This window comes from Methylorubrum aminovorans, from assembly GCF_022179725.1.
Lineage (GTDB): Bacteria > Pseudomonadota > Alphaproteobacteria > Rhizobiales > Beijerinckiaceae > Methylobacterium > Methylobacterium aminovorans.
Window position 1 is genome coordinate 527,911 of record NZ_BPRC01000001.1, and the last position, 12,740, is coordinate 540,650.

The following is a 12,740-nucleotide window of genomic DNA, read 5'->3' on the forward strand; positions in this document are numbered from 1 at the left end:
GCTAGACTCGCTTCCCGGCGCGGGCCTTCCGCGCCGGGTCGTCGGAGGGGCTGACGCGATGGCCGAGATCATCAACCTGCGCCAGGTGCGCAAGGACCGTGAGAAGGCGGCGAAAGAGGCCAAGGCAGCGGAGAACCGCGTCCTGTTCGGCCGGCCGAAGAAGGCGAAGACGCTGGCCGAGACGCGCAAGGCGATCGAGCAAGCCCGCCACGAGGGCCACCGCCTCGCTGATCCCGACAAGGAATGATGCGGGCGCCTCAGCGGGAGACCGCGAAGCGCTCCGTGATGATCGCAGGGCACCGCACCAGCGTCTCTCTGGAGGCGGAGTTCTGGGAGGCGCTTCAGGAAATCGCGCGGGGGCGCGGGCACTCGGTTCAAGCGCTGATCGGCGCGATCGATTCCGGGCGCGGCGAGCGCAACCTGTCCTCGGCGATCCGGGTATACGTGCTCAGCGCCTTTCGTGGCACCTCCGAAGTGTCAGAGAGCCCCCTCACGGATCGCGTCGGGATCGGCCAGGGCGTGCAGGAGCCCAGCGGCAGAGTGGGCGAAGCGTAGGGTGACCGCCTTGCGCCGGGCCGGGCTCAGCGGGTGGTCCGGCGGCTCGCGCAGAATCGCGGCGCCGAAGGAATCGGCGACGATCAGACCGCATTCGTCCGGAATCAGCGTCTCCGGCACCGTCTCGGGGATCGCGAAGAAGAAGCGGTCGCAATAGTCGCGGTAATCCGGCCATTTCCGGTCGGCGCGGAAATCGGCGACGCTCGACTTGATCTCGACGATGGTGAGCCGACCCGCGCCGCAGAGCGCGATCACATCGGCACGGCGCCCGTTGGCGAGCGAAAATTCCGGCAGGCTCACGCAGCCCATCTCGGCAAGCAGACGCCGCACCCCGCGCTGGATGTTCAGCGCGGTGGGCGACTGGCGGCGGTCGGGCGGCAGGACGATGTGGGCGAGGGCTGTGGACATGCCGGGCTGGTGGCTTGCGGATGCGGCCGAATCGAGTCGACCCATCCTGCCAGCCGGATCCCATCGGTGTCACCGGCCGCTTTGTCACAGCGCCAGGGCCGCCCGGATCGCCGCGAACCCATCCGTCAGCGCCGCCGGCCCCGGCTGGAGGATCAGCGGCGACTTGATTTCATGGATGCGCCCGGTCGCGATGGCTGGGATTGCGTCCCATCCGGGCCGGGCACGGATACGCTCCACGTTGACCCGCTTGCCGCACCACGAGGCGAGGATCACGTCGGGCGCCGCAGCGATCACCTGCTCGCTGGTGACGATCCGGTCCTTCGCGGCCTGAGCCCGACTCAGTTCCGGGAAGACGTCCTGCCCGCCGGCAAAGCCGATCAGGTCGGAGACCCAGCCGATGCCGGAGATCATCGGTTCGTCCCATTCCTCGAAATATACCCTTGGTCGAGGCCGCCCGGCGGTCTCGGCGGCGGCATCCGCAAGGCGCGCCTCGTATCCGCGGGCCAGCGCCTCGGCCCGCTCGGCGGCGTCGACCAGGGCGCCGACGGTGCGGATCATCGCGAGGCAGCCGGCCACGTCGCGCTGGTTGAACAGGTGGACCGCCACCCCCGCCCGAGCGAGATTGGCGACGATCTCCGCCTGAAGGTCGGAAAAGGCGAGGACGAGGTCCGGTTCGAGCGCGAGGATCTTGGGCAGGTCCGCACTCGTGAAGGCCGAGATCCGCGGCTTCTCACGGCGCACCTGCGGCGGGCGCACGGCGTAGCCCGAGACGCCGACGATGCGGCGATCCTCTCCGAGCAGGTAGAGTGTCTCGACGGTCTCTTCCGTGAGGCAGACGATTCGTTCGGGCGGAAAGCGGCGCATGGCGTCTCAATAATGCAGCCATGTCAGCAGCCCCGCACCGGGGGCGAGCATCACGAAGGCCCAGACGAAGCCCGAACTCCAGTTGGCGAGTTGGAACGGGATGCGCCGGAGGCCGAAGCTGCCGGCGACCAGCGGCACCACCGCCCGCGCCGGACCGATAAAGCGGCCGATGAGAATCGCGCCCGCGCCCCAGCGCCGGAGAAAGGCTTCGGCCTTGGCCGTCATCTCCGGGTGCCGACTCATCGGCCAGAGGCGTTTGATCCCGTCCTTGTAGTAGAAGCCGACCTCGTAGGAGACCCAGTCCCCCAGCCCCGCACCGATTCCGGCGCCGATCACCATCGGCCAGAATGGCAGGTCGCTGCCGCCGATCAGGGCGCCGATGCCGAGCAGGATCACGGTCGCCGGCACGAGCAGCGACAGCACCGCGAGCGATTCGCAGAACGCGATGACGCCGGTCACCACCGGCGCCCAGGCCTTGTGGGTCTCGATGAAGGTGAGCACGGATTGGCGGATGGCGTCGAAATCCATACTCACTCCGGAGGGCGGGTCGTGTCTGGCTGAGCCGTAACGCGTCGCCGCATCGATCGGATGCGCGCGTCCCTCTGCCGCGCTATCACGGCGCGGAAGCGGATATCGGAGCACCATGAAGGTCCTGTCGATCCAATCGCACGTCGCCTACGGTCATGTCGGGAATTCCTCGGCCGTCTTTCCGATGCAGCGCCTCGGCGTCGAGGTCTGGCCGGTGCATACGGTGCAGTTCTCCAACCATACCGGCTACGGGCAGTGGCGCGGGCGCGTCTTCGACGGGCCGGCGGTGGAGGAGGTGGTGCAGGGCGTGGCCGAGCGCGGCGCGCTGAAGGCGTGCGACGCGGTGCTCTCCGGCTATATGGGCTCGGCCGATATCGGCACCGCCATCCTGCGCACGGTTGCGGCCGTGCGCGCGGCCAACCGCGAGGCGCTCTATTGCTGTGATCCGGTGATCGGCGACACCTATTCCGGCGTCTATGTCCGCCCCGGTATCGCCGACTTCATGCGTGCGCAGGCGGTGCCGGCCGCCGACATCCTCACGCCGAACCAGTTCGAACTCGACCTGATCTCGGACGCACCGAGCGACACGCTGGAGGCGGCCAAGGCGGCGGCGGCGTCGGTGATGGCGCTCGGGCCGCGTGTCCTGCTCGTCACCTCGCTCGCCACCGCCGAGACGCCGCCGGACGCCATCGACATGATGGCGGCGGAGGGGGGCTCGTTCTGGCGCGTGCGCACGCCCCGGCTCGACCTGAAAGCGGTCTCGGGGGCGGGCGATGCCGTCGCCGCGCTCTATCTCGTGCATTACCTGCGCACCCGATCGGCCGCCCTGGCGCTCGGTATGGCGGCGGCCTCGATCCACGGCCTGCTGCGGCGCACCGCCGAGGCCGGCTCGGAGGAGCTGCTGACGGTGGCGGCGCAGGAGGAATTCGTCGCGCCGAGCGCGGCCTTCCCGGTCGAGATCGTCTGAACGCTGCAAGGAACCGTGATGCTGGAACGCCGCTTCGCCACCCTCGACGTGTTCACCGACACGCCGCTCGCCGGAAACCCGCTCGCGGTGGTGCTCGACGCCGAAGGGCTGAGCGGCGAGGCGATGCAGGCTATCGCCCGCGAGTTCAACCTGTCGGAGACGGTGTTCGTCTTGGCCCCTGAAGAGCCGCGCCACCGGGCGCGCCTGCGCATCTTCACGCCGGCCCGCGAGCTGCCCTTCGCCGGACATCCGACCGTTGGTTCGGCGGTGCTGCTGGCGCTGCGCGACCGCGCCGAGCGGCCGGCGGCGGCGCTCGCCGATGCCGCCGCCTTCGGCCTGGAAGCGGAGATCGGCACCCTCTCCTGCGCCGTCGAGGCGGGCTCGGACGGCCGCAGCGGCCGGGCCCGCTTCAAGCTACCCGTCCTGCCGACCTATCTCGGCGAGGCGGCCGCGAAGGACGCCCTGGCCACCGCCCTGGGGCTCAAGCCGAACGAGATCGGCTTCAACCGCCATCAGCCGAGCCGGCACGGCGCCGGCCCCCTCTTCACCTTCGTGCCGGTCGCATCCGGCGAGGCGCTGGCCCGCGCCCGGCTCGATGTTGGCCGGTTCGAGCGGCTGTTTCCCCAGGCGCAGGCCGACGCCGTCTATCTCTATGCCCTTGATCCGGAGGGGCTTGGGCACCGCTACCAGACGCGGATGTTCGCGCCACATCTCGGCGTGGCGGAAGATCCGGCGACGGGGAGTGCCGCGGCGGCCTTCGCGGGCGCGCTGATGCAGTTCGAGCCCCTGGGCGAGGGAACGCACGACGTGGTGATCCGCCAGGGCCTTGCCATGGGACGGCCGAGCACGATCGATCTCCAACTCGTCATCGACGGGGGTGCGCTCCGCTCCGTCGAGATCGGCGGGCAGGCGGTGGTGGTGAGCGAGGGCGTGCTGCGTGTCGGTTGAGATCGCGGGCGAAGCTGCCCCCGGCTTCAGCCTCACCCGCCTCGAACGCGTTTCGGCACGGCGGGTCGATCACGATTGGGCCTGGGCGCGGGACAATGCCGAGGCGATCGACCGCAATTGGCAGCGGCGCAAGGCGAAGACGCCGGGCCTGTTCGACGGGCCGGTCTACCTCGCCAGTGCTTGCGCCGTCATGGACGGCGCCTGCGAGGCGAGCCTGTTCGAGGTGCCCTACTCGCGCTTCATCGCCTTCCGCGATGCGGGCGTGCCCGACGCGCTGGTGGCGAACGCCTTCGCGGCGATCGTGCCCCATAGCCGCGACGGCGCCGTGCTTCTCGGCGCGATGGGCGCGCACACCGCCAATGCGGGCCAGATCTACTTTCCCTGCGGCACGCCCGACCCGGGCGACCTGCGCGAGGACGGCACGGTCGATCTCGCCGGGAGCGCCGTGCGCGAGTTTTTAGAGGAAACCGGCCTGACGCTGCCGGACGGCGCCGAGGAAGAGTGGGTGCTCCTGCGCGGCGACGGGCAGCTCGCCTTCCTGCGCCCGGTTCGCTTCGACAGCGATGCCGAGACCTTGAAAGCCCGCATCGAAGCCCATCGCGGCGGTGAGGACGAGCCGGAACTCGCCCACTCCATCATCGCCCGCTCGCGCACCGATATCGACGCCGCCCGGATGCCGGGCTTCGTACAGGCCTATCTCGCAAGCGTCTTCCCTGAGTGAAGACCGGGAGGCCGGCGGTTACCGGTAGCCGTAGCGCGCCTTGGCCGCCGCGAGCAGGCTCATCGCCTCTCCCTCGCGGCCGGCGGCGCAGGCGCCCGCGGCCTTGGACAGGTCGGCGCCGAAGCGGGTGCCGACTGCTGCGGAGAGATCGCCGGTCTTCACGTCGCCGTCGACGATGGCCTGGGTGCGGGCGATGGTGGGGCCGCAGCCGGTGCCGGTCGGTAGCGGCGCGACGGCGGCTGCGGGCGCTGCGGCGACAGCCGCGACCGGGGGCGGTGCGCTCGACTGGCAGGCGCTCAGCGCGCAGCCGAGGAGAGCGAGAGAAACGGCACGGTGAAGCGGCGCGGGCACGACGGGTCTCTCCGGTTGCAAGAGGAGGTACGCTGCAGCCAAGCTTGGCCGGCGGGTTGTGCCTCTCGCGCTCGGGCCGGTCAATCGTAACGGTGACGCGGTACAGGCATGTGCTTGTCACGATCCCTGCCAATCGGTACATACCGGCTCCCTGGTCGCAGGCGGTTTGCCGGCGAGTCAGCCTTTCAGGAGAATCGAGCGTGGCCCCTGGCCGCTCCGTGCAGACGAACGAGGGCGCCGCTTTTGCGGCTGCGCCGTCCTGCGCGCTCGTTCTCGTAGGCCTGCTTCTTAGCCGCCCCTGAGGGCCGTCCGGGCGCGATCGCCTGGGCTCTCAGGGGATGCCGCTCGTTAACCGGAAGACAGGTTTTCCGGCGCCGCTCCCGATGAGTCGAGCGCGCTGGCTGCGAGGAACGAAAACTCATGGCGAACACCACTCAGAGCGCGAAGGACCGCGTCGTCATCTTCGACACGACGCTGCGCGACGGCGAGCAGTGCCCCGGCGCCACCATGACGCTGGACGAGAAGCTGGCGGTGGCCGAGCTGCTCGACGGAATGGGCGTCGACATCATCGAAGCGGGCTTCCCCATTGCCTCCAACGGCGATTTCGAGGCCGTCTCCGAGATTGCCCGGCGCACCAAGCGCGCCACCGTGGCCGGCCTCGCCCGCGCCATCCCGGCCGACATCGCCCGTGCGGGCGAGGCGGTGCGCCATGCCGAGCGCGGGCGCATCCATACCTTCGTCTCGACCTCGGCGATCCACCTCGCCCACCAGATGCGCAAGACGCAGGACGAGGTGATCGAGATCATCCTGAAGACCGTGGCGCAGGCCCGCGACCTCGTCGAGGACGTGGAATGGTCCGCCATGGACGCGACCCGCACTGACATCGACTATCTCTGCCGCTGCGTCGAGGCGGCGATCCGCTCGGGCGCCACCACCATCAACCTGCCCGACACGGTGGGCTACGCCACGCCGCAAGAATACGGCGCGATGTTCCGTGCCGTGCGTGAGCGCGTGCCGAACGCAGACAAGGCGATCTTCTCGGTGCATTGCCACAACGATCTGGGATTGGCGGTGGCGAACTCGCTCGCCGGCCTGGAGGGCGGCGCCCGGCAGATCGAGTGCACGATCAACGGCATCGGCGAGCGGGCGGGCAACGCCGCGCTCGAAGAGATCGTCATGGCGATCCGCACACGCGCCGACGTGATGCCCTACGACACCGGCATCGACACGACGATGCTGACCCGCGCCTCGAAGCTCGTCAGCCACGCGGCGAACTTCCCCGTGCAGTACAACAAGGCCATCGTCGGCCGGAACGCCTTCGCCCACGAGAGCGGCATCCACCAGGACGGCATGCTCAAGCATTCCGAGACCTACGAGATCATGACCCCGGCCTCCGTCGGCTTGGCCAAGACCTCGCTGGTGATGGGCAAGCATTCGGGCCGGGCCGCGTTCAAGTCGAAGCTCGGCGAGCTCGGCATCTCGCTGTCCGACAACCAGTTCCAGGACGTGTTCGAGCGCTTCAAGGATCTCGCCGATCGCAAGAAGCACGTCTACGACGAGGATATCGAGGCGCTGGTCGATCAGAACCTCGCCACCGCCCGCGACCGCATCAAGCTGGTCTCGCTCTCGGTCATTGCGGGTACGCGCGGCCCGCAGCGCGCCACGATGAAGATCGAGATGGACGGCCGCACCTTCACCGAGGAGGCCGACGGCAACGGGCCGGTGGATGCGGTGTTCAACGCGATCCACGCCATCGTGCCTCACGATGCCATGCTCGAACTGTATCAGGTTCACGCCGTGACCGAGGGGACCGACGCGCAGGCCGAAGTCTCGGTTCGGCTCAAGGCCGGCGAGAGTTCGGTCACGGCCCGCGGCGCCGACCCGGACACGCTGGTGGCCTCGGCCAAGGCGTATCTGTCGGCGCTGAACAAGCTCTCGGCGGCCTCCGTACGGCTGCACGCCCAGCACGCTGCGGTGGTGTGATCACGCTCGCCGTCATTGCGAGCGGCAGCGAAGCAATCCAGCAGCGCGACCTGTCCGGATCGTGCAGTGCCCTGGATTGCCACGGCTTCGCCTCGCAATGACGGATTTGGCGCCGTGACGGCGCATCACGTTTTGAAGTCGCAAAGTCGATAAAGAATGCCCGCCTATCGCTCCCGCACCACCACCCACGGCCGCAACATGGCCGGCGCCCGCGGCCTGTGGCGGGCCACGGGCATGAAGGATTCGGACTTCGGCAAGCCGATCATCGCGGTGGTGAACTCGTTCACGCAGTTCGTGCCCGGCCACGTCCACCTGAAGGATCTCGGCCAGCTTGTCGCCCGCGAGATCGAGCAGGCCGGCGGCGTCGCCAAGGAATTCAACACCATCGCGGTCGATGACGGCATCGCCATGGGCCATGACGGGATGCTCTACTCGCTGCCGTCGCGCGAGCTGATCGCCGATTCCGTCGAGTACATGGTCAACGCGCATTGCGCCGACGCCATGGTCTGCATCTCGAACTGCGACAAGATCACCCCCGGCATGCTGATGGCGGCGCTTCGCCTCAACATCCCGGCGGTCTTCGTCTCCGGCGGGCCGATGGAGGCCGGCAAGGTCGTGATGAACGGCGTCACCCGCAAGTTCGACCTCGTCGACGCCATGGTGGCGGCGGCCGACGACCGTGTCTCCGACGAGGACGTCGCGGTCATCGAGCGCTCGGCCTGCCCGACCTGCGGCTCCTGCTCGGGCATGTTCACGGCCAATTCCATGAACTGCCTCACCGAGGCGCTCGGCCTGTCGCTGCCGGGCAATGGCTCGACGCTGGCCACGCATGCCGACCGCAAGCGCCTCTTCGTCGAGGCCGGGCACCTCATCGTCGATCTGGCTCGCCGCCACTACGAGCAGGACGACGCCAGCGTGCTGCCGCGCGCGATCGCAACCATGGCCGCGTTCGAGAACGCGATGACGCTCGACATCGCCATGGGCGGCTCGACCAATACGGTGCTGCACCTGCTGGCTGCCGCGCACGAGGGCGAGGTGCCGTTCACCATGGCCGATATCGACCGGCTTTCGCGCCGGGTGCCGGTGCTGTGCAAGGTCGCGCCCGCGGTCGCGGACATCCACATGGAGGACGTGCACCGGGCCGGGGGCATCATGGGCATCCTCGGCGAACTCGATCGCGCCGGGTTGATCGATCGCACCGTTGGCAATGTCGGTTCGGGCACACTCGGCGCAGCGCTCGACCGCTGGGACGTGACAAAGACCCAGAGTCCCTCGGTGCAGGAATTCTTCCGCGCGGCGCCGGGCGGCGTGCCGACCCAGGTCGCCTTCAGCCAAGCCTCGCGCTGGGATGAACTCGACCTCGACCGAGAAAAGGGCGTCATCCGCGACGCCGAGCACGCCTATTCGAAGGACGGCGGCCTCGCGGTGCTCTACGGCAACTTGGCGGAAGACGGCTGCATCGTGAAGACGGCCGGCGTCGACGCCTCGATCCTCACCTTCACCGGCACGGCCCACGTTTTCGAGAGCCAGGACGCGGCGGTGGACGGCATCCTCAACGGCCGGGTGAAGGCGGGCGAAGTGGTGCTGATCCGCTATGAGGGTCCCCGCGGCGGCCCCGGCATGCAGGAGATGCTCTATCCGACGAGCTACCTGAAATCGAAGGGCCTCGGCAAAGCCTGCGCACTGGTCACCGACGGCCGCTTTTCCGGCGGCTCCTCGGGCTTGTCCATCGGCCACGTCTCGCCGGAAGCCGCCGAGGGCGGGCTGATCGGACTCGTCGAACAGGGCGATCCGATCGAGATCGACATCCCGAACCGCCGCATCCATCTCGCCGTGGACGAGGCGGTGCTCGCCGAGCGCCGCGCTGCCCGCGATGCGGAGGGCTGGCGCCCGGCCGCTCCCCGCAAGCGCAAGGTCAGCACGGCCCTTCGTGCCTACGCGATGCTCGCCACCAGCGCCGCCAAGGGCGCGGTGAGGAAGATCGAGGATTAGTCGGCCCAAACGGTGGTTCTGGATCCTACCCCGCTCCTCATGCTGAGGCGCCTGCGAAAGCGCACCTCGACGCACGGCGCGCGGTTGATCCAGGCCCGGCGCATCGCGGAAAGCCGTGGCAGAACCGGTGGCGCGTGCTTCGAGGCTCGCGTGCCTCGAGCGCCTCAGCCAGAGGAAGGATGCGATTCCGCAGATTGCGGCGGCTCGCACTCGCGCATCGGGCACGGATCACGCATAGACGCGTTCTCAGGCCGTGCTTCGCACCGGATGGGAGAGACGTCGAACCCATGCAGATCGCCACGCCCTACCTGATGTTCCTCGGCGACGTGCCGGACCGGCTCGCCGCGAAGACCGCCTACGGCATCAACGATTGGCGTCCCGAATGGTGCGTCGGCCAGCTTCGGATGGAAGGCTGCGCCGCCGATCTCGGCATTCCCGACCTGACGCTGGAAGAGGCGGTCGCCAAGGGCTGCAAGACCATGGTGGTCGGTGTGGTCAATGCCGGCGGTGTGCTGCCCGAGCACTGGGTGACGGAGATCGTCACCGCGCTCGATGCAGGCCTCGACGTGGCCAGCGGGCTGCACGTGCGCCTCGGCTCGATCCCCCAGATCGCCGAGGCTGCGAAGCGCAATGGCCGCGCCCTGCACGATGTCCGCCACACCACCGAGACCTTCCCCACCGGCAAGGGCACGAAGCGGCCAGGTCGGCGCCTGCTGACCGTCGGCACCGATTGCTCCGTCGGAAAGAAATACACCGCGCTCGCCCTGGAGCGCGGCATGCGCGAGCGCGGCTTCGATGCCGACTTCCGCGCGACGGGCCAGACAGGCGTGTTCATCTCCGGCCGCGGTGTGGCCATCGACGCGGTGGTGGCCGACTTCATCTCAGGGGCCGTCGAGTGGGTGGCGCCCGCCGCTGATCTGAACCACTGGGATCTGATCGAGGGGCAGGGCTCGCTGTTCCATCCCTCCTTTGCCGGCGTCAGCCTCGGCCTGTTGCACGGGGCGCAGGCCGATGCCTTCGTTGTCTGCCACGAGCCGACCCGCACGCGGATGCGCGGCGTCGAGGCGAACCTGCCGACGATCCAGGACGTGATCGATCTGACGATTCGCTGCGGCTCCCTCACCAATCCCGGCATCCGCCCCGTGGGCATCGCCGTGAACACGCAGGCGCTCACCGAGCCGCAGGCCCTCACGCTGCTGCGCGAGACGGAGGCCGCCCATGGTCTGCCCGCCACCGATCCCGTGCGCTTCGGCGTCGGGGGGATCGTGGATCGAATCGCCGCCGAGTTCCCGGCCTGAGGGAGAGCTGCCGATGCCGCGTCTGACTGTTGCCGTCGAGTGCTTTCCCATCGCCGGATCGTTCACGATCTCCCGCGGTAGCCGCACCGAGGCGGTCGTCGTCGTCGCGACCGTCGAGGACGGCCGGTTTCGAGGCCGGGGCGAGTGCGTGCCCTACGCCCGCTACGACGAGACGGTCGAGAGCGTCGTCGCCGCGCTTGAACAGCAGGCGGATTGGATCGACGGCGGGGGAGGGCGCTTCGATCTCGCCGGCCGTATGAAGCCGGGCGCCGCCCGCAATGCGCTGGATTGCGCCCTATGGGATCTCGAGGCGAAGCGCACCGGTACGCCCGCCTATGAGCTCGCTGGCCTTGCCGCGCCGGTGCCGGTCACCACGGCCTATACCTTGAGCCTCGGGGGCCCTGAGGCGATGGAGGAGGCGGCCCGCGCGGCCGCGCACCGGCCGCTCCTAAAGGTGAAGCTCGGCGGCGAGGGCGATCCCGAGCGGATCGCCGCGGTGCGCCGAGGCGCGCCCGAATCCCGTCTCATCGTCGATGCCAACGAGGCGTGGCGGCCGGAGACGATCCGCGACAACCTCATGGCCTGCGCGGCGGCCGGCGTCGACCTGATCGAGCAGCCCTTGCCGGCGGGTGAGGACGAACTCCTGGCCGCGATCGACCGCACGATTCCGATCTGCGCCGACGAGAGCCTGCACGACCGTGCCGGGCTCGACGCCCTGGCCCGGCGTTACGACGCGATCAACATCAAGCTCGACAAGGCCGGCGGCCTCACCGAGGCGCTGAAGCTCGTGCACGAGGCTCGGGCGCGCGGCTTCGAGATCATGGTCGGCTGCATGGTCGGCTCGTCGCTCGCCATGGCCCCGGCGATGCTGCTCGCGCATCACGCCGCCTATGTCGATCTCGACGGGCCGCTCCTGCTGGGCCAGGATCGCGAGCCGGCCCTGCGCTACGAGGGCAGCACCGTCCATCCGCCGTTGCCCGAACTGTGGGGGTGAGACCGGAGGCGCCTACTGCACCGTGTGGAGCGCCAGCGAGGGCGCCACGGAGTCGTTGAGGCGCAGGCGGGCGTCGAGGATCGGCTCGGCCGACTCGTCGGTCATCTGCTGCGCGAGGTCGGCGATGGCTTGGTACTGGCTCATGCGCTGGTCGATCATGCCGTCGAGCTTCTCGTGGACTTCCGCCACGGTGAGGCTGCGGCGCTTGGCACCGTCCTTGGCGGTGAAGATGGCGCGGTTGGCGCGCGCGGCGCGGCCAAAGGCGGCCTGAGCGACCTTGTCCGGATCCTCGGCGCTGAGCGAGAGGAACTTGCCGGCGCTCGCCGTGCCGAGGAAATGCGCAAGGTAGAGTTCGGTTGTCTTCAACTCGCGGCCGATCCGGGCCTCGATCCGGCTGCGGTCGCGCTTGATCAGCTCACCCGCCATCAGGCCGGAGATGTAGGGGTCGTTGCGCAGGTCGAGCACACGCTTGCGCAGGCCCGCATCGGCGATGGTGATGCCCGTGCCCTGCCCCTTCACCGCCGCAGCCTCGGTGGCGAGGCCGTGCTTGGCGCCGTACTGGCGGATCATCTCCAGCCACGTGCCGGTGACGAACTGGAACAGGCCCTGTGCCGAGGAGGCCGAGGACTTCACGCTCGTGTCGAAGCTCGACTCCTTGTCGGCCAGCGCCATCATGTAGACCGGATCGACGCCGGTCACCTCGGAGGCCTTCAGGATCGTCTCCACCAGGGGACGCGGCACGCTCATGGTGCCGAAGCGCAGGATCTCGTCGTCGTTGTCCGAGCGCGGATTCGTGAACGACGCCTGCAGGCGCTCGATCGGGGCGGTCAGTCCGCCATCCTGGCCGAGCAGCGCGGTGCCGCCCCATTCCAGGTCCGCACCGGCGGGACGAAGATCGGCACGCACCATCATCGGGATCGATGCGGACACTTCTGCGTTCTCATAGGCCGACACCGCTTGGGGCGCGGCCATCAGCAGGGTGACGCCGGTGGCTACAGTGGCGAAGCCGCGCACGAGCAGAGAACGGCCGCGCGACGGGCGCGGGGCGAAGTCATTGCTGGCATTCGACCCGCACGGCACGAGTCGGCTCACGTCGTCGGCGCAGAGCGCCGGCTCCGGGTAAACCCCCAT

Annotated in this window: 14 protein-coding genes; 9 read left to right on the plus strand and 5 right to left on the minus strand. The window is 69.2% G+C overall.

Going from position 1 to position 12,740, the window contains the following annotated elements:
* Positions 1-58: 58 nt before the first annotated feature.
* The gene (locus tag MFF24_RS02420) at positions 59-247 is read left to right on the plus strand and encodes a DUF4169 family protein (RefSeq protein ID WP_108940563.1); all 189 of its coding nucleotides are present in this window, start codon (positions 59-61) and stop codon (positions 245-247) included.
* Positions 247-555: a ribbon-helix-helix domain-containing protein gene (locus tag MFF24_RS02425; RefSeq protein WP_238222877.1), complete on the plus strand. Its 309-nt coding sequence runs from the start codon at positions 247-249 to the stop codon at positions 553-555. The genes MFF24_RS02420 and MFF24_RS02425 overlap by 1 nt, the downstream gene beginning before the upstream one ends.
* On the opposite strand, the gene MFF24_RS02430 is transcribed toward MFF24_RS02425, so the two are convergent.
* The 3 genes from MFF24_RS02430 to MFF24_RS02440 form a co-directional block, all read right to left on the minus strand.
* Positions 478-963, minus strand: a complete 486-nt coding sequence (locus MFF24_RS02430; RefSeq protein ID WP_238222131.1) for an MmcB family DNA repair protein — start codon at positions 961-963, stop codon at positions 478-480. The two genes, MFF24_RS02425 and MFF24_RS02430, sit on opposite strands and share 78 nt — an antisense overlap.
* A gap of 84 nt (positions 964-1,047) precedes the next feature.
* On the minus strand, positions 1,048-1,827 hold the full coding sequence (locus MFF24_RS02435; RefSeq protein ID WP_238222132.1) for a cobalamin-binding protein: 780 nt from the start codon (positions 1,825-1,827) through the stop codon (positions 1,048-1,050).
* A gap of 6 nt (positions 1,828-1,833) precedes the next feature.
* Positions 1,834-2,355: a DedA family protein gene (locus MFF24_RS02440; protein WP_133088572.1), complete on the minus strand. Its 522-nt coding sequence runs from the start codon at positions 2,353-2,355 to the stop codon at positions 1,834-1,836.
* A gap of 115 nt (positions 2,356-2,470) precedes the next feature.
* On the opposite strand from MFF24_RS02440, the gene pdxY reads away from it, so the two are divergent.
* Genes pdxY through MFF24_RS02455 form a run of 3 tightly spaced genes read left to right on the plus strand, consistent with a single transcriptional unit; the run spans position 2,471 to position 4,991 of the window.
* A complete protein-coding gene (gene pdxY, locus MFF24_RS02445; RefSeq protein ID WP_238222135.1) occupies positions 2,471-3,322 on the plus strand; it encodes a pyridoxal kinase PdxY in 852 nt (283 codons plus the stop codon).
* A gap of 18 nt (positions 3,323-3,340) precedes the next feature.
* Complete coding sequence (locus MFF24_RS02450; RefSeq protein WP_238222137.1) at positions 3,341-4,270, plus strand: PhzF family phenazine biosynthesis protein; 930 nt, start codon at positions 3,341-3,343, stop codon at positions 4,268-4,270.
* Positions 4,260-4,991 (plus strand): NUDIX hydrolase, encoded by a 732-nt coding sequence (locus MFF24_RS02455; protein WP_238222138.1) that lies wholly within the window; start codon positions 4,260-4,262, stop codon positions 4,989-4,991. The genes MFF24_RS02450 and MFF24_RS02455 overlap by 11 nt, the downstream gene beginning before the upstream one ends.
* A gap of 18 nt (positions 4,992-5,009) precedes the next feature.
* Here the strand turns inward: MFF24_RS02455 and MFF24_RS02460 are convergent, their stop codons facing one another.
* Positions 5,010-5,342, minus strand: coding sequence for a hypothetical protein (locus tag MFF24_RS02460; protein ID WP_108940571.1), 333 nt, complete (start codon positions 5,340-5,342; stop codon positions 5,010-5,012).
* Positions 5,343-5,762: 420 nt separating this feature from the next.
* On the opposite strand from MFF24_RS02460, the gene MFF24_RS02465 reads away from it, so the two are divergent.
* The 4 genes from MFF24_RS02465 (at position 5,763) to dgcA (ending at position 11,609) form a co-directional block, all read left to right on the plus strand.
* Positions 5,763-7,325 (plus strand): 2-isopropylmalate synthase, encoded by a 1,563-nt coding sequence (locus MFF24_RS02465; protein WP_238222140.1) that lies wholly within the window; start codon positions 5,763-5,765, stop codon positions 7,323-7,325.
* A gap of 156 nt (positions 7,326-7,481) precedes the next feature.
* Entirely contained in the window at positions 7,482-9,317 is a 1,836-nt protein-coding gene (ilvD, locus tag MFF24_RS02470) for a dihydroxy-acid dehydratase (protein ID WP_238222141.1), read from the plus strand.
* 287 nt (positions 9,318-9,604) lie between these two features.
* A complete protein-coding gene (gene dgcN, locus MFF24_RS02475; RefSeq protein WP_238222142.1) occupies positions 9,605-10,615 on the plus strand; it encodes an N-acetyltransferase DgcN in 1,011 nt (336 codons plus the stop codon).
* Positions 10,616-10,628: 13 nt separating this feature from the next.
* Positions 10,629-11,609, plus strand: coding sequence for an N-acetyl-D-Glu racemase DgcA (gene dgcA, locus MFF24_RS02480; RefSeq protein WP_238222143.1), 981 nt, complete (start codon positions 10,629-10,631; stop codon positions 11,607-11,609).
* Positions 11,610-11,621: 12 nt separating this feature from the next.
* Here the strand turns inward: dgcA and MFF24_RS02485 are convergent, their stop codons facing one another.
* Positions 11,622-12,740, minus strand: a complete 1,119-nt coding sequence (locus MFF24_RS02485) for a transglycosylase SLT domain-containing protein (protein WP_238222144.1) — start codon at positions 12,738-12,740, stop codon at positions 11,622-11,624.